This window comes from Lentzea sp. NBRC 102530 (genome assembly GCF_030269365.1).
Taxonomy (GTDB): Bacteria; Actinomycetota; Actinomycetes; order Mycobacteriales; family Pseudonocardiaceae; genus Lentzea.
The window spans coordinates 914,936-931,221 of the sequence record NZ_BSTF01000001.1 but is presented as its reverse complement, the minus strand read 5'-3'; the positions used below and the strand labels follow the sequence as shown (position 1 = coordinate 931,221).

At 71.1% G+C, this 16,286-nt stretch carries 16 protein-coding genes; 6 read left to right on the top strand and 10 right to left on the bottom strand.

Annotated elements, in window-relative coordinates; genetic code table 11:
- Positions 1-10 precede the first annotated feature (10 nt).
- Positions 11-856 carry an XRE family transcriptional regulator gene (locus QSK25_RS04080; protein WP_285632836.1) on the top strand — a complete coding sequence of 282 codons (846 nt, stop codon included), beginning with the start codon at positions 11-13 and terminating at the stop codon, positions 854-856.
- Here the strand turns inward: QSK25_RS04080 and QSK25_RS04075 are convergent.
- The 3 genes from QSK25_RS04075 to QSK25_RS04065 form a co-directional block, all read right to left on the bottom strand.
- Positions 840-2,051, bottom strand: a complete 1,212-nt coding sequence (locus tag QSK25_RS04075) for an MFS transporter (RefSeq protein WP_285632833.1) — start codon at positions 2,049-2,051, stop codon at positions 840-842. The genes QSK25_RS04080 and QSK25_RS04075 overlap by 17 nt on opposite strands.
- Before the next feature lie 130 nt (positions 2,052-2,181).
- Positions 2,182-3,042: an SCO2207 family protein gene (locus QSK25_RS04070; protein ID WP_285632830.1), complete on the bottom strand. Its 861-nt coding sequence runs from the start codon at positions 3,040-3,042 to the stop codon at positions 2,182-2,184.
- Positions 3,043-3,175: 133 nt separating this feature from the next.
- Positions 3,176-4,189, bottom strand: coding sequence for a TDT family transporter (locus tag QSK25_RS04065; RefSeq protein ID WP_285632827.1), 1,014 nt, complete (start codon positions 4,187-4,189; stop codon positions 3,176-3,178).
- A 109-nt stretch (positions 4,190-4,298) separates the two neighbouring features.
- Here QSK25_RS04065 and QSK25_RS04060 point away from each other — a divergent pair, with 109 nt between their 5' ends.
- A complete protein-coding gene (locus QSK25_RS04060) occupies positions 4,299-5,228 on the top strand; it encodes a LysR family transcriptional regulator (RefSeq protein ID WP_285632824.1) in 930 nt (309 codons plus the stop codon).
- A complete protein-coding gene (locus QSK25_RS04055) occupies positions 5,212-5,583 on the top strand; it encodes an HNH endonuclease (protein ID WP_285632821.1) in 372 nt (123 codons plus the stop codon). The genes QSK25_RS04060 and QSK25_RS04055 overlap by 17 nt, the downstream gene beginning before the upstream one ends.
- Positions 5,584-5,628: 45 nt before the next feature.
- Here QSK25_RS04055 and QSK25_RS04050 read toward each other — a convergent pair whose 3' ends face one another.
- Together QSK25_RS04050 and QSK25_RS04045 are read right to left on the bottom strand one after the other, a co-directional pair.
- Entirely contained in the window at positions 5,629-6,075 is a 447-nt protein-coding gene (locus QSK25_RS04050; protein ID WP_285632818.1) for a hypothetical protein, read from the bottom strand.
- A 77-nt stretch (positions 6,076-6,152) separates the two neighbouring features.
- On the bottom strand, positions 6,153-7,097 hold the full coding sequence (locus tag QSK25_RS04045) for a COG4315 family predicted lipoprotein (RefSeq protein WP_285632815.1): 945 nt from the start codon (positions 7,095-7,097) through the stop codon (positions 6,153-6,155).
- Positions 7,098-7,233: 136 nt separating this feature from the next.
- Between QSK25_RS04045 and QSK25_RS04040 the strand changes: the two genes are divergently transcribed.
- Positions 7,234-8,637 carry a protein adenylyltransferase SelO gene (locus tag QSK25_RS04040; RefSeq protein WP_285632812.1) on the top strand — a complete coding sequence of 468 codons (1,404 nt, stop codon included), beginning with the start codon at positions 7,234-7,236 and terminating at the stop codon, positions 8,635-8,637.
- A complete protein-coding gene (gene tsaA / locus QSK25_RS04035; protein ID WP_285632809.1) occupies positions 8,637-9,032 on the top strand; it encodes a tRNA (N6-threonylcarbamoyladenosine(37)-N6)-methyltransferase TrmO in 396 nt (131 codons plus the stop codon). Before QSK25_RS04040 ends, tsaA begins: the two co-directional genes overlap by 1 nt.
- A 62-nt stretch (positions 9,033-9,094) precedes the next feature.
- Here the strand turns inward: tsaA and QSK25_RS04030 are convergent, their stop codons facing one another.
- On the bottom strand, positions 9,095-11,674 hold the full coding sequence (locus QSK25_RS04030) for an ABC transporter substrate-binding protein (RefSeq protein ID WP_285632806.1): 2,580 nt from the start codon (positions 11,672-11,674) through the stop codon (positions 9,095-9,097).
- Between the two features lie 798 nt (positions 11,675-12,472).
- On the opposite strand from QSK25_RS04030, the gene QSK25_RS04025 reads away from it, so the two are divergent.
- Positions 12,473-12,652 (top strand): DUF3040 domain-containing protein, encoded by a 180-nt coding sequence (locus tag QSK25_RS04025; protein ID WP_285632803.1) that lies wholly within the window; start codon positions 12,473-12,475, stop codon positions 12,650-12,652.
- Here QSK25_RS04025 and QSK25_RS04020 read toward each other — a convergent pair.
- The 4 genes from QSK25_RS04020 to QSK25_RS04005 are packed head-to-tail and all read right to left on the bottom strand — an operon-like array spanning position 12,624 to position 16,264.
- Entirely contained in the window at positions 12,624-13,685 is a 1,062-nt protein-coding gene (locus tag QSK25_RS04020; RefSeq protein WP_285632800.1) for a pyridoxal-phosphate dependent enzyme, read from the bottom strand. The genes QSK25_RS04025 and QSK25_RS04020 overlap by 29 nt on opposite strands.
- Complete coding sequence (locus tag QSK25_RS04015; protein ID WP_285632797.1) at positions 13,682-14,476, bottom strand: Rossmann-like domain-containing protein; 795 nt, start codon at positions 14,474-14,476, stop codon at positions 13,682-13,684. The genes QSK25_RS04020 and QSK25_RS04015 overlap by 4 nt, the downstream gene beginning before the upstream one ends.
- Positions 14,460-15,257 (bottom strand): ABC transporter ATP-binding protein, encoded by a 798-nt coding sequence (locus QSK25_RS04010; RefSeq protein WP_285632794.1) that lies wholly within the window; start codon positions 15,255-15,257, stop codon positions 14,460-14,462. Before QSK25_RS04010 ends, QSK25_RS04015 begins: the two co-directional genes overlap by 17 nt.
- Positions 15,254-16,264, bottom strand: a complete 1,011-nt coding sequence (locus QSK25_RS04005; protein ID WP_285632791.1) for a FecCD family ABC transporter permease — start codon at positions 16,262-16,264, stop codon at positions 15,254-15,256. The genes QSK25_RS04010 and QSK25_RS04005 overlap by 4 nt, the downstream gene beginning before the upstream one ends.
- Positions 16,265-16,286 lie beyond the last annotated feature (22 nt).

The following is a 16,286-nucleotide window of genomic DNA, read 5'->3' as shown; positions in this document are numbered from 1 at the left end:
CGTGACCAGCGTGGACGAGTTCGCGCAGGCGCTCCGGACGGCGATCACGAATCGCGGTCTCGGTCTGGAGCGCCTGCGCGAACACCTCTCCCAGAACGGCGTGTCCGTCTCGATGGCCACGCTGAGCTACTGGCAGACGGGCCGCAGCCGTCCCGAGCGGCAGAAGTCGCTGCAGGCCGTCGTCCACTTGGAACACATCCTGCAGGTGCCGCCCGGTCACCTCTCCGAACTGCTCGGGCCGCCGCGCCCCAGGGGCCGCTGGTTGCGGCACGCACCGGCGCCGATGTCCGCGTTCTGGCCGTTCCCCTCGCCCGTCGAGCACGCGCTGCACGACCTCGACACGCAGTGGGACGACCAGCTGCTGCGGGTGAGCCAGCAGGACTTCGTGACGATCGGGGCGGACCGCACCGAACGGGTCTTCCGCTCGCGCCAGGTGCTGTCGGCGTCGATGAACGGCCCGGACCGCTGGGTCGTGATCATGCACATCGACGACCACCACCGGCCGTTGCCGCAGATCAACGCCCTGAAGAACTGCACGGTCGGCAGAACGGTCAGCGAACCGGCCGACGGGCTGCTGGTCGCGGAGCTGCTCTTCGAACGGCCGCTGCGCAAGGGCGAGAGCGTCGTGATCGAGCACGAGCTGGTGAACCAGGACCCGTGCCCGCCCGCGACGAGCTACGAGCGCAAGTTCCGGCTGCCGACCAGGGAGTACGTGCTGGAGGTGACGTTCGAGGGCGACGCCCCGAGCGCCGTCACCCAGGTCGCGGACGGCTCCGAGGTGAAGCCCGGCCGCACGCTGCTCGACGTCGCCCTGGACGTGCGGCCCGGCAGCCGCGGCTTCAGCTGGACCTGGTGAACCCCCTCGCCGAGGGCACCAGCGCGGCCGCGGCTGCGGTGGCGAAGCAGATCACCGCGCACGCGCCGAGCACCGCGCCGGAACCGAAAGCGTCGATCGCGGGTGCGATGAGCGCGAGTCCCAGCGGCGCGAGGCCGTAGGAGAGCAGGAAGTCGAGCGACGACACGCGGGCGAGCTTGCCCGGCTCGACCTCGCGCTGGATCGCGGTGAACCACGGCACGTTGAACAGCTCGATCCCGATGCCCGCGACCACGTACACGGCGATCAGCACGACGGGGTGCACCGGCAGCAGCAGGCCGAGCGGGATCAGCCCGTAGAGCCCGAGGCCGGTCAACGCGACCCAGCCCGCGTGCCGGGGCCGCCACCGCCCGATCACCGCCGCGCCGATCAACGCCCCCACGGTGTACGCGGTCGTGGCGCCCGCCAGCACCGCCTCCGTGTCGTACCGGTCGCGGCTCACGACCGGCAGCAGCACGGCCGTCGCGGAGTACCCGAACGCGATCATGGCCGTCAACGCGCCTAGGCCAGCCAACAACCACGGGTGCCGCCGCACCTCGTGGATGCCGTCGAGGAAGTCGGCCACGAACCCCGCGCGGGCCTGCGTCTGCTCCGGCCTGCCCTGCCCCCGTGGCGGCACGAGCGCCGCGCACAGCCACAGCGCCGCGGTGACCGCGAGCAGCACCCGGGCGTCGGTGATCAGCGCCGCCAGCGCGGTGAGGCTCGGCGCGACCAACGTCGTCACCCGGATCGCGAGGGTGGTCATCGCGTTGGCCTGCTGCCGTTGCGACTGCGGCACCACCTCGGCCACCAACGCCTGGAAGGCGGGCCGGCAGGCACCCTGACCGGCACCGACGACCGCCGCCGCCACGGCCATGAGCAGCGGGGACCGCCCCACGCCCAGCGCGATCAGCGGCGTGACCAAGCCCGCGACCAGGCACGACCAGAAGACCACGACCCGGCGCGCGTGCCGGTCCGCCAGCACCCCGGCGACCGGCACGGCGGCGACGAACCCGGCTGTTCTGGCGGCCAGCACGACCCCCAGCTCCACGGCCGTGATCGACCGTTCCAGCACGGCCAGGCCCAGCACGAACGGCAGTGCCCACATGGCGAGCCCCGACGCGGTCGTGCCGGTCCACAGCCTCAGGAACGCGGTGTTGCGGAAGACGGACGGTGCCTTCGTCGCTTTCTCGGTCACGTGGACCAAGGTCCCACCACCGGAGCGCTCCTGACCACACCGCGTCGATATTCCGCGTCAACAGGCAAAGAAGGACGGGTGCTCCCCCGCCGCCTGCGGAGAGCACCCGTCCCGGTCCTTTGTGGACAGATCAGCCGATCTTCTCGATCCGCGCGTTGCGGATCAGGAACTTGCCGGGCTCGCGCACCTGTTCGAAGGCCGCGTTGTTCAGCAGCGCGCAGCTGCCGGACACCGACGCCACCTTGACGGTCGTGGACTTGTTGTTGTCCAGGTTCGTGACCTTCAGCGTCGTGCCGACCGGGAACGTGCCGCTGGACGCGGCAGGGGCGCCGCCCTCACCGGAGAGCGTGACGGTGGAGCCGTTGCAGACCTGCTGGCCCGTGGCGCCACCACCGTTGTTGTTGCCCTCGTTGGCGGGCGGCTGCGCGACCTGACCCTGGTTGCCGTTGCCCGCGTTGCCGTTGTTGTTGCCGGCGTTGCCCGTGTTGCCCTGGTTCGCGTCGCCCGCGCCGCCGTCGCCCTGGCACCCAGCCGCCTTGCGCCGCTGCTGGATGAGGTCGACCACGGCCTGCCGGTTCGCGATCCGCGCCTCGGACTGGGAGTCCGGGTTGGACTTCTGGCCCGCGATGAAGTTCAGGTTGTTCTGCAACGCCTTGTCCAGTCCGCCGCAGTCCTCACCGGACGTGGCGGCCTGCCCGGCTTCGGGCTTGGCCTGGACGTTGCCGCCACAGCCCGCCGCGGCACGCCGCTGGTTGATGAGGTTCACGACCTGCTGGCGGTTCTGGATGCGCGCGTCCGACTGGGCGTCGGGGTTGGCCTGCTGGCCCGCGATGAAGTTCAGGTTGTTCTGCAGGGCGGTGTCCAGTCCGCCGCAGTCCTCAGCCGCGTTCGAGTTGGTGCCACTGAAGGCGAAGATGCCACCGGCGACAGCGGCGACCGCCAGCACGGCGCCCGCGCCGATCATGGCGGGCTTGCGGTGTCGAGCGCCCATTCTGTGTCTCCTCGGGGGGTCGAACGGTGTTGTACCGATGACTACGGGGAGGTCACGAACGGGGTTCAAAGCGGACCGGGACATGTTTGGTTTTAAATGCTCTTAAGGTTTTCCGGGCACATGATCTTGCTGCTCAGGGCGCGTTTCCCACCGCGAGGGGCCAGTTCCGGGAAACAACCGTGCGAGCGGCCACGGTGGCCCAGGCGACCACCAGACCTCCGTACAGCACCAACGCCACTCCGGAGAACAACGCCGACGGAACCCGCACGGCGAGGGCACTCGTCCCGGTCACCAACGTCCCCAGCGGGAACACGAAACTCCACCAGGTCAACGCGAACGGCAGCCCGCGCCGCACGGTCCGCACGGTGACGGCCGCCGCCAGCGCCACCCACAGCAGCGCGAACCCCCACGTGATGGTCCCGTACAGCACGCCGAACGCGCGTTGCCCCGGCAGCACGGGCACCCCGGCGAGCAGGTTCGCCGCCGTGATCGACTGCCCCAGCGGCCCGAGCACGATCCACACCGTGGGCACGGCCGAAGCGGCACCCACTCCGTGCCGCACCAACCGTTGCCACACCTGAGGCACGATCACCAAGGTCGCGAACAGGCTCACGCCGAACAGGGCGTAACACCCGAGCACCATCGCCTGCCGCCCGGCGCCGTCCGCCATGTGCTGCGCCAGCAAGGCTCCGGAGGCAGCGGACACCATCGGCGGCACGACGGGCATCAGCCAGCCGGCGAACGCGGGCTCCCCGCTGCCGAACATCCGCAGCGGCACCACGACGGACGTGACGAGTCCCAGCGCGGTGCCGACCGTCCACAGTGTCCAGTCAACGGCCAGGGCGGCGGGCAACCCGATCCAGTCGGACCCGAGCAGCAACGTCCCGGTGCCGACCGTCATCAACGCCATCGGCGGCGCGCCCCAGAACTGCGCCATCACGGGGTCCGCGACCTGGGCGCGCACGGTCTGCCACGTCCACCGCCAGGTGGCCGCGACCACCAGGCACACCAGCACCAGGGCGGCCGACGCCCACACGTACCGGGCGACGGCGTGCAGGCCCGGCACAGGGGCACCGGCCGTGGCGACGATCCCCGTCCCCATCACGGAAGCGAAGAGGTTCGGGCCGAAGGGCGCCGCTCGTCGCACCTCTGGGGCACGGTGTGGTCGAGGTGCGAGAGCGGTCACGACATGACGATCGTCCGTTCGAATCCACCTCGGTAGGCGGCAACCGCCGATGTGCACATAGGCTGTCCCTATGCCTCTGCCGCCGAGGGTCACCGACCTCACCAGCTTTGACCTGCTGCTGAGCGTCGCCGAACTGGGCAGCATCGGCCGGGCCGCGCTGGCGCACGGCATGTCCCAGCCGAGCGCCAGCGAACGCCTGCGGACCCTCGAGGCCCGCGTAGGCGTGACGCTGCTCGAACGCACCCCGCGCGGCGCGAAGCTCACCACCGCCGGTCAGCTGGTGGCGGGCTGGGCGGCGCAGGTGATCGCCAAGGCTGCCGACCTCGACGCCGGCATCACGAGCCTGCGCGCCGACCGGCAGAGCCACCTCCGGATCGCCGCGAGCCTCACCGTCGCCGAGTACCTGCTGCCCGCGTGGCTGATCGCGCTGCGCCAGGTGAGCCCCGGCACCGCGACCGTGCTGTCCGCGGGCAACTCCGTGCACGTCTCCGAGCAGGTCCTCGCCGACCGCGCCGACCTGGGGTTCATCGAGAGCACCGACGTGCCGGCGGGACTCGCCACCCGCGTGGTCGCCCGCGACGAACTGGTGCTCGTCGTCGCACCCGGCCACCCGTGGGCCCGCCGCCGCCGGGTCACCGCGGCGAAGGCCGCCGCGACGCCGCTGGCCAGCCGGGAGCCGGGGTCCGGCACGCGACAGGCCTGGGAGCACGCGCTGCAGGCCGCGGGCATCGCCGAGTCGGCGGACCCGTTGCTGGAGATGTCGTCGACCACCGCGATCAAGGCGGCCGCGATCGGCGGCATCGGCCCGGCGGTGCTCAGCGTGCACACCGTGGAGGCCGACCTCGCGGCCCGCACGCTCGTCCGGATCGAGGTCGGCGACGTCGACCTGCACCGCGCGCTGCGGGCGGTCTGGCCGTCCGGCACGACACCGCGCGGCCCCGCCTCCGACCTGTTGACCATCGCGACGCGTAGTCTCACCCATCGTGCCGACCGGCGGTAGCAAACAGGTTCGGGCCGCGCGCAAGCGGAAGAAGCGCATGGCCCGCGTCGTCAACGACCTCACCGACGCCCAGTGGGACGCCCTCAAGGCGGCGTGGGGCGGCTGCGCGTACTGCACGGCACCCGCCGCCGCGTTGCAGAAGGACTGCGTGCAGGCCATCTCCCGCGGCGGCAGGTACACGCTCGGCAACGTCGTGCCCGCGTGCGGATCGTGCAACGCCAGCAAGTGCAACGCCGAGGTGACGGGCTGGTTGCGGCGCAAGAAGCTCGACGAACGCACGTTCCTGGTGCGCCACTACGAGATCTCGGCCGAGCTCACGACCCGCTTCCCGGCGGAGCCGTCCACTGTGGACTAGTCCCTGTCCTGCAAGTCCGTCGGGCGGCAGGCGCGGGTGAGGGACCTAGGCGGCGTTGCGGACCGCGTTGTAGCCCTTGTACAGCGCGTCCCAGGCCTTCTTGCAGCGGGCGTTCAGGTCGCCGTCCGCGCTCTGCCCGCCGGCCGCGAACCAGGGTTCGCACGAGCCGATCTCGGCGAGCTGGCGGCGCACGTCGGTGAGGGCGGTCTGGCCCGCGGGCGGCAGCTTGGCCGACTGCTTCTCGACCTCGTCGATCACGCCTGTCACGTCGGGCATGACGTGGGCGCAGTTGTCGGCGGCGGCGACGGGCTCGCCGCGCAGGCGGGCGGCGCAGTCGGTGAGCAGGACGCCGATGGCGTCGAGCCGGGGCTGCAGATCGGGCAGCGGTGAGCCGGTGGCGGTGGTGGAGGCCGGGGTGATCGTGGGCAGGGACGAGGTCCCGGTACCGCACCCGAGCAGCAGCAAAGCCAGCGCGATGGCGGAGTAGCGCATGCCAGGAGCGTAGCGAGACGGAAGGGCCGCCAGAGCGGGGGTAGCTCTGGCGGCCCGGGTCGTTCACCCGATCAGGGTCAGGCGGCGATGTAGGACTTCACGCCTTCGGGGAAGCCGATCGGGGCGGCGGACGCGTCGTTCACCGCGGCGCTCACGACGGCGGACTTGCCCTTGCAGCCCGGCTCCGACCAGATCTTCACGGCACCGTCCGGGTTCAGCGACAGGAAGCCGCCGCGGAGGTCGGCGCACTTCGACTCGACCTTGACGCCGACCGCGAAGCTGTCGCCGAAGTCCTTCTGGTTCCTGCCGCTGAAGAAGGTCACCGAGTTCGCGGGCTTGGCGCCCGGCGCCGGCTGGCCCTGCTGCCCGTTGCCCTGACCCGGGGCCTCCGCCTTCGGCACGGCGCGCTTGCCCTCGGGGTTCATCACGAACCACTTGCCGCCGACGTTCTGGCCGAGGATGTCGCCGGCCTTCTTGTCCTTGTTGAAGAGGTACGCGGGGCGACCGCCGATCGCGACCTGGAACTGGCCGTCCTGGCGCTTGATGAAGCTGATGTTCTCCTTGCGGATGCCGGGGAAGAACAGCCGCGTGCCCTTGGTGACGGTGATGGCGGGCCAGGTCTTGGCGCATTCTCCGTTGCAGTTCGACACGCCGCCGCCGACCGGGTCGTCGCTGAACCAGTAAACGGAGAGCCCCTTGCCGTTCACGACAGCGGGCTCCAGGCCACCGGCGTTGCCGGCGCGCAGCTCGACCCACTTCTGCTTGGTCGCGACCGGCGCGTCCTCGGGGGCGCGGTCACCGGTGTTCTGGTCGGCCTTGTTGGAGTTCGCGGTGCCGCGCAACAGATCCACACCGGACGTCGCGTCGGTCTCGACCGCGTTGTCGGCCGCGTTCTCAGCCTGGGCCTGCTCCTGGGCGGGGGCGGCAGAGCCGGACTGCGTGGCGCCCTGGCCGCACGCGGTCAGCGTGACGACACCGACCACCAAAAGGGCAGCAACGATCCCAACTTGCTTGCGACGCATTGGTTTTTCTCATTCCTGAGTGGACTCGACAACCTGTTCACCACTGACACGCGCGCGCTCTCAGAACGGTTCGACGAACTTCGAGTTGAGACCGCGATCACACGCGTTCCGGAAAGCAGCCGGTACCGTTGGAGGCGTGGACATCAGCCTGAGCAGCGATTTCGCGACCGCGGTCCCCGAGATGGCGGTCTCGTGGAAGGCCGAACCGGTCGTCGAGCCGGAACTCCTCGTCCTCAACGAGCAGCTTGCGAGGGAAATCGGGCTCGATCCGGACTGGCTGACCGAAGGAGGTCTGCCCTTTCTCACGGGCAACAACGCCCCCGGCGTCGCGCAGGCGTACGCGGGCCACCAGTTCGGCGGGTACAGCCCCAGGCTCGGCGACGGCCGCGCGTTGCTCCTCGGCGAACTGACCGACGCCGAGGGCAGGTTGCGCGACCTCCACCTGAAGGGCTCGGGGCGCACGCCGTTCGCCCGCGGAGGTGACGGACTCGCCGCCGTCGGCCCGATGTTGCGCGAATACGTCGTCAGCGAAGCCATGCACGCACTGGGCATCCCGACGACCCGGGCGCTCGCCGTCGTCTCCACCGGGCACGTCGTGCAGCGCGAGGAACCCCTGGCCGGCGCCGTGCTGGCCCGCGTGGCCGCGTCGCACCTGCGCGTCGGCAGCTTCCAGTACGCGCGCAACACGGGCGATCTCGACCTGCTGCGCCGTCTCGCCGACCACGCCATCGCCCGGCACCACCCCGGCAGCACCCCACTGGAGCTGTTCGGGCACGTGGTGGCCGCGCAGGCGTCCCTGGTCGCGCGCTGGATGCTCGTGGGGTTCATCCACGGCGTGATGAACACGGACAACATGACGATCTCCGGCGAGACGATCGACTACGGCCCGTGCGCGTTCATGGAGGCCTACGACCCGACGACGAAGTACAGCTCCATCGACCACCGCGGCCGGTACGCGTACGGGAACCAGCCGATCATCGCCGAGTGGAACCTCGCCCGGCTCGCCGAGGCGTTGCTGCCGTTGTTCGCCGACGACGAGGACGAGGCCGTGCAGCTGGCCCTCGCGACGCTGCGGACGTTCGACGCTCACTTCGAGCAGGCGTGGATCGGCGGGATGGCGGCGAAACTCGGCGTGTCCGGCGACGTGAAGCCGTTGCTGACGGACCTGCTGGCGCTGATGCAGGAGAACCACGTCGACTTCACGTCGTTCTTCCACCTGCTGTCGCACGCCGCCCGTGGCGACGCGGAACCCGCGCGGTCGTTGTTCCTCGACCTGGCCGCGATCGACGCCTGGATCGCGCGCTGGCGCGAACTCGGCCCGGACGCCGGCGTGATGGACCGCGTGAACCCCGTCTACATCCCGCGCAACCACCTCGTGGAAGAGGCGCTGGCGGCCGGCGCGGACGGCGACATGGGCCCGTTCCACCGGTTGCTGAAAGCGGTTACCTCCCCGTTCGGCGAACGACCCGGCCTGGAATACTTCTCGGCTCCCGCGCCGCGGGATTTCAGCGCCACCTACCGGACCTTCTGCGGGACTTGATGAAACTGCAGCCCATCGGCCACGTCGAATCTCCCCTCACCGACCGCGCCGCCGCGCCCAAGCAGCCCGACGAGGGCGCACCGGAGGCGGCCCTGGTGTTCGCGCCCGAGTACGCGCGGGCGATGCGGGAACTGATCCCGGGCCAGGACGTCCTGGTGCTCACGTGGCTCGACCGGGCCGACCGGTCGGTGCTGGCCGTGCACCCGCGCAGCGACCCGGCCCGCCCGGAGACCGGGGTGTTCTCCACCCGGTCGCCGGACCGCCCGAACCCGATCGGCCTGCACCACGTGCGGATCACCGAGGTCGACGGGCTGAGCGTGCGGGTCGCGCACCTGGAGGCGATCGACGGCACGCCGATCGTCGACGTGAAGCCGGTGCTGGGCCCGGAGCGTTGAGCGGTGTGGCCCAGCACGGGGGCGGGGCACCCGCGCCGGCGTGCTGAGCCACACCACTGCGTTCACTGGAGGTCTCGCGGGCAGCCCTCCACGTCCGGCAGCTCGACCAGGTCCTCGCGGAACGGCAACTCGCCGCACAGCAGCAACGGCGTCGAGGTCGTGTCCTCGTTGCCGCGCAGGACCAGCACGGCCTTGTTGGACGGCAACCGCGTGCTGGCACCGAAGCCGATGGTGCCGGTCGCGCCCTGGATGGCGTTGTCCGGCCGGATGCTGCCGATGCCCGCGAGCAGTCCCTCGCGCACGCGCGCGCCGGGGTCGGTGCGGCGCACCTGCCGCACGCCCTCGGCCAGCACCTGCATCGCGTCGTAGGCGCTGGCCGACCGGCCGTCCCCGATCGACCGGCAGTCCTTGCGGAACGCGTCGAGGTAGTTCTTGTAGAACGGCACCTTCGCGCAGTCCCGCCACGCGGCGGGGCTCGCGAACGACACGTAGTCCAGCTGCACGTTGGGGAACTGCGTCATGGTCCCCTCGAGGATGAACCGCGTGGACGAGTCGCTCGCGATCACCGGCGGGGTGCGGCCCTGGCACCTGCTGTTCATGCCGCGCAGGAACTCGGCGAGGTTCTGCGAGCGGCCGACGTAGAAGATCGCGTACCCCGGCTTCGTCTCGGTGAGGCAGGCGCCCTGGCCGAGGCTCGCGGGCGCCAGCCCCTCGTCGTCGTTCGCGACGCGGTACGACTTGTACTGGCTGACCGTGATCCCCCGTTCGCCGAAGGAGGCCTTCGCGTCCTCGGCGAGGTTCTGGCTGTACCGGTCGGCGGGGTCACCGGAGTAGAAGATCGCCACGTCCGTGACGTTCAGCCGCGTCTTCGCGTAGTAGGCGGCGACCCGCGCCTCGCGGAGGTTGTTGGGCGCGATCTGGTAGTAGTACTCGTTGATCAGGGCCATGTCGTCGGCCGACGTGAGCGTACCGATGATGGGCAAAGCGTCGCTGCCCAACCGCTTCACCACGGACCGGGCGGTGTCGGTGCTGATCGACAGCCCGGTCACCGCGACCACGCTCCGGTCCCGCGCGGCCAGTTCGATGATCTTGTCGGTCGCGACGTCCCCGGACGCGAGCCCTCGTCCGCCCGGCCCCTCACCACCGTTGGCGAGCAACATCCGGATGGGCACGTCACTGGTCTTCTGCGCCACCCAGACGCCGCGCAACTCCTCCACCAACGCCTGGAAGCTGTTGGAGGTGCTGGGAGTCAGCACGCTCAGGAACACGATGGTGATCGCGTCCGGCCGGGTCTCGGCCTTGCGGTTCTCGGCCACGATCCGCCCGTACGCGTCCACCAGGTCGGACCGGATCTCCGGTGGCACCGTGTCGGGCACGAAGTGCCGCACCGGATCCGCCGACACCCCGATGCACTCCGCGCCGACCCGTTCGAGCGGCGACCGGAACGAGGGCGACCACCACTCCTCACACCGCCCGTGGTTGACGAACGGCACCGCCACCAGCAACCCGGCCAGCACCAGCAACACCACAGGGGCCGCCAGCGCACGCCGAAGCCGCATCGGCGGCAACTCCGACAACGCCCCGATCACCCCGCGCGCCGGCTCGGAGGCGTCGGTGTCCAGCTTCAACACCCAGTCGTCCGACCGCGACAACTGCCGCAGCCAGTCGTGGTACCCGGCCAGCGCGTCAGCGGCGTGCGTCCGCGGCACCTCCTCGGACTCCGCCGCGGCCACCACCAGCAACGGATCGGGCTTGCTCAACGGGTTGGCCCGCCAGGACTGCCCGCTGCGGATCCCGCTGCGGGCCTTCGCCACGGCTCCGGGCAACCACTGCCCCTCCGCGTTGTCCACCAGCAGCCAGGGGTTCCCGGTGCGCCGCCGCCCGGTCCCCCACGGGGTCCACCGCCGGTGCGACCGCCGCAGGTCCTCCAGCAACGCCCGCACCAACAGGTCGCCGACCTCGTCGGCGTGCCGCTCCGCCAGCCCCTCCTTCACCACGGCCCTGGCCAACCGGTACAGCCCACGCCGCGACCGCCCGCCGAAAGCCTGCTCCCCCACCCAGGTGGCGGGCCGCCACACCAGGGCCATCACCGCCAGGCCGATCCGGGGCATCACCCCGATGATCAGCCGAATCCACCACGGGAAGTCCTGAGCCAGGTCCTGGGCCCCGTCCGCGGTGACCCGGACCCGCCGCCTCAGGTGCTGCCGGAACTCACGAGCGATCTCGCGCTCCTCGTCGTCCGCCTCGACCCCGGCGGGCAACGACAGGTCCAGCAACCACCCGGCCAGCGCGTAATGCGGAAACCGCAACCGAGGCACCCCGCGAACCTCACCGGCCAACTGCCCGACGACGTCGTCGAGCAACCGCCGCCGATCCACCTGGGCCCCATCGACGTGGGCATAAGGCACGCGCCGCCCCCGAGCGGCGACGGGCCGGTTGGCCAGCGCCTCCACCGGGCTCTCCACCCCGGCGGGCCGCCGCAACCACACGATCGGCAACGGCACGTCCCGCCCGGGCCACCGAGGCCGCGAGGACAACCGATCCAGCAACCGCACCAACTCGACGGCCCCGCTGAACTGCAGCCCGCGAGTCTGCTCGGAACCGACGAACCACCCCTGCAACCCACCCCTGGACAGCGCCACCCTCGCCCCGATCTGCCGGTCCCAAACAGAATCTGGACGGATTGTCGGACACGAACCGCCGCGCATTAGCTGGTTCGGTGTAATTCGAAGTGGCCACGAATGCCCCGCGACCAGGGTTTACACACCGGGTACCCGCACACCATGAACCAACCGGTACCACCGCCGAACCCAGTCCCACCCACGCCGGGCCCGGACCAGCCCCCGGCGCCGGGCCCAGACCAGCCCCGCCCGCCGGACCCGTTCCAGCCACCGGCCCCACCCGCCCCGAATCCCCCGAGGCCTGGTCCGCCACCCGACCCGCTGACCCCCAACCCGGACCCGACGGCCCCACCGAGGCCGCCAGGCCCGGACCCGCTACCGCCGGACCCCAAAGCCAACGGGTGAGTAACGGGACAGAGGCAGCTCTGGCCGGCTGAGCGCCATGCAGCCAAGACCCAACGCGATGCCGCAGGCGAGCCGACCGTCTTGGCTGAACCGTCGAGCCGGTGTGGTGACGTGCGGTGTCACGCAACCACGCACCTGAAGGGATTGGGGCTTGACTCCGGGTGCGAGGTGCTGCCCCTCGCGGATCGGCCGGGCGCTTTTCAGCCCGGCCTTTCCGGGACGACCAGCACCTCGCAAGGGCCTCGAAGTCAAGCCCCAATCCCCATCGACGCGCCAGCGGCGATGCCTCGACCAGGCCCGTCAAGGTCTTCGCGCCGAACCCAGCCACCCGCCCAACTGGACGGGTTTGGCCCTGACCACCCCCGGGTAGCCACCCCGATGGACGGCAGGCCGAACCGACCTGGGGAGCGGGACATGCTCAGTGGTCAGGAACAGCAACGGCTCATCGACATAGAACGGCGCCTGCGCGCCTCCGACCCGGACCTGGCCAAAGAGCTGAGCCAGGGCCCCCTGGCCAGGGCAACGGCCCGCCAGCGGGCAATCGCCATCCTCGCCACCCTCACCTTCAGGAAGCGACCGCCACAGCAGCGCTGACGGCCGATCCGGCCGCGACGGCCCCGGGCGGAGCCTCGGCCCGCCCCCACCGCATCCGGGACCACGGCAGGTCCATCTCGCTCAACTCCGAGATCTGCCGTGGCTCCAACTCTTCCGGCCGCAGCGCGGAAGCATGCCGGGAATAGGCAGCATCCACGTACCGGTGCCCGGTGTCCGGCGCCAGAACCACAACGGTCCGCTCGGGGTCGACGCGCTGCTCCCACCGAGCAGCCAGGTAGGCGGCCCCGGCGGACAACCCGGCGAAGATCGCGTGCTCCCGCAACAACGCGACGCCACCGCACAGCGCCGCATCGAACCCGAACCAATGCACCGTGTCGTACAAGGTGTGGTCGACGTTGCCGAACGGGATGGAACTACCGATCCCGGCGATGATGATCTCGGGATCGTGCACGTGCTCGCTGCCGAAGGTGACGCTGTCGAACGGCTGCACCCCGACCAGCTCCACCGACGGCGAGGTCTCCCGCAGGAACGAGACCAGCGCCCCGGTGGAAGCCCCGGTCCCGACCCCGCCCACCACCGACAACCGCGAGCAGTCCACAGTGGATCGGACGAGGTCCGCGATGGCGCGGTATCCCCGGTAGTGGACGGAATCGTGGTACTGCCGCATCCAGTGGTACCGCGGCCGGTCCCGCAGGATCTCCCGGACCCTGGCCACCCGCCGGCTCTGGTCCAGCTTCAGGCTGGCCGACGGCGGCATCGGCTCGACGGTGGCGCCGAGGATCTCCAACTGGGTGCGCAACGTCAGGTCCACGGTCGTGGAGGCGACGATGTGGCAGTGCAGCCCGTACCGGTGGCAGGCCAGCGCCAGAGCGTGCGCGTAGATGCCGCTGGAACTGTCCACCAGCGTGTCACCACGAGAAATCGTCCCGCGCTCCAGCAGGAACCGGACGGCCTCGAGCGCCGACGCGACCTTCATGGTCTCGAAGCGCAGGCACAAGGTGCGGGAGTCGAGGCGAACCAGGGCGGGGCGGCTGAGGGCGTCTGCGATGTGGTGGTCCACGTCTTCTCTCATGTCCGGTAGCGGTACAGCGCTGTCTCGTCGGCGCTGAACTGGGAGAACGGGAACGGCTCCGCGGACAGGGCGGTGACCCCGGAGCCGAGGAAGTGCCGGGCGACCGCGCTCGCGGTCTGGGCGTAGACGATCAGCGGCACCTCGCGGGACCGGCACACCCGCACGATCTCGTCGAACGTGCCGTTGCCGATCGTCATGCCCGTCGCGACGACGGCGTCCGCCACGCCGAGCACGTCCCGCATGTCCGGGGTGACGGCATCGCCCCACTGCGTCGTGCGCAACGCCAGGTCGCACGGCAGGCACTCCGCACCGCGTTCCCGGATCGCCGCCACCAGCGGGTTGACCACGCCGATCAACGCGACCTTGGCGCCGGCCGGCACGTCCAGCAGACCGGCGACGGCCGCGTCCCGCGCCTGCGCCCGCTCCTCGGGCGTACCAACGGGAAGCAGCACGCGCTCAGCGTCGGAAGTCCGATGTGGACGGACGAAACCGAGGTAGGCGTCGAGCGCCGCCACCCGCACCGGAGCGGGCGCCTCGGTCAGCAGCACCGACACCGGCGCACCCGAGTAGTTCGCACAGACGGCGGGGTCGGCCTCCCCCTCCGCGAACGCGCAGGCACCGAACGCGGTCCCGACGCGCGCCAGCACGTACTGGTTGCGGTAGGTGACGTTCCCGCCCGCCAACCGCGTGCCGTGGTGCACCCAGAACACGCTGGTCGCCGGCACCTCCGCCGGATCAGGACCGTGCCGTCCCGCCAGCACCTCGGCTATCAGATCATCCACGGTGGACATCGGTTCCCCCTCCAGATCGGACCGGCTCGCGGTAGCCCACGGCCAGGTGGCCCAGGCCGTCGCGGCCGATCTCGGCTTCCACGTCGAACACGGAGCGCAGCAACGGCGCGGTCAGCACCTCTTCGGCGGCACCGGACGCGACGACCGTGCCGCCGTGCATCAGCACCAGCCGGTCGCAGTACCGGGCGGCCAGCGCGAGGTCGTGCAGCGCCACGACCACCGTCTGCGGCGTGCGCGCCGCCAGCTCCATCAACTCGAGCTGGTGCCGCACGTCCAGGTGGTTCGTGGGCTCGTCCAGCAACAGGGCGGACGTCCGCTGCGCCAACGCCCGCGCGAGATGCGCGCGCTGCCGTTCGCCGCCCGACAACTGCTTCCACGGCCGGTCGGCCAGCCCCGTCAGGTCGAGCTTCGCCAGTTCGGCGGCGACGATCTCGTGATCGGTGGCGGACGGCCCGCGCCACCGCGACCGGTGCACGGTCCGGCCGAGCATCGCGACCTCGGCGACCCGGAGATCGCTCTCGGTGTCGGCGGTCTGCTCGACGAACGCCAGCTTGCGCGCCCGCTCGCGAGCAGGCCACGACCCGATCTCCACACCGTCGTACCGCACCACCCCGGCGGTGGGCACCCGCAACCCCGCCACGCACCGCAGCAGGGACGACTTGCCGGACCCGTTCGGCCCGATCAGCCCCACGGTCTCCCCCGGCGAGACGACCAGCGACACGTCCCGCACGATCGTCTTGCCCGGCACACCCCAGCTCAGCCCGGTGACCTCGATCTTCACAGCTCACCCCGCCTGCGCAGCACCAGCAGGAACAGCGGCACGCCGAGCAGCGCGGTGAACACGCCCACCGGTACCTCGAGCGGCGCGAACACCACGCGGGTCAGCGCGTCCGTCCAGACCAGGAACAGCGCGCCGACCACGGCCGACAACGGCAACAGCTTGCGGTGCAAAGGCCCCACCAGGAACCGCACGCCGTGCGGCACGATCAGCCCGACGAACCCGACCGCTCCGACGGCGGCCACGGCCACGGCGGTCAGCACCGACGTCGTCACCAGCAGCACGATCCGCGTCGTCCGGACGTCGACCCCCAGCGAAGAGGCCGTGTCGGTGCCGAACGCGAACCCGTCCAGCGCCGCCGAGCACAGCCACACCACCAGCAGGCCGACGCCGAGCACCACCGCGCACACCACGACGGACGTCCAGCGCGCCGAGGCGAGCGACCCCAGCAGCCAGTTCGTGACGGCCCGGATGCTGTCGGCGTCACCGGACGACAACAGGATCAACGAGGTCAGCGCCGCGAACAGCTGTCCCACCACCACACCGGTGAGCACGATCCGCGACGAGTCCAGCCCGGTGCGCCGCAGCAGCAGCATCAGCAGCCCGAACGCCACCAGCGCGCCGACGAGCGCCCCGCCGGTCACCCCGAGCTGCGACCCGGCGAACCCCAGCACCACCACGACCACCGCACCGGTCGAGGCGCCGGAGGACACTCCGAGCAGATAGGGATCGGCCAGCGAATTGCGCGTGACGCTCTGCAGCACCGCGCCGCACACCGCCAGCGCCGCACCGACCAGTGCCGCGAGCAACACCCGCGGCAGCCGCAGGTCCCAGATCAACGAGTCCAGCAGGCGTGGCAGCGGCACGACCGCGAGCCCGAGCCGCGAGCCCGCGGCCCGGCCGATCTCGGCCCAGCCGGCGCCCACGCCGATCCGCACGGCGAGCGCCATCGACACCACGAGCACGACGAGGCTCAGCACGACGACGGCGGTGTTCTTACGTCTCTGCAAGGGCTTTGGAACAGATGCGACG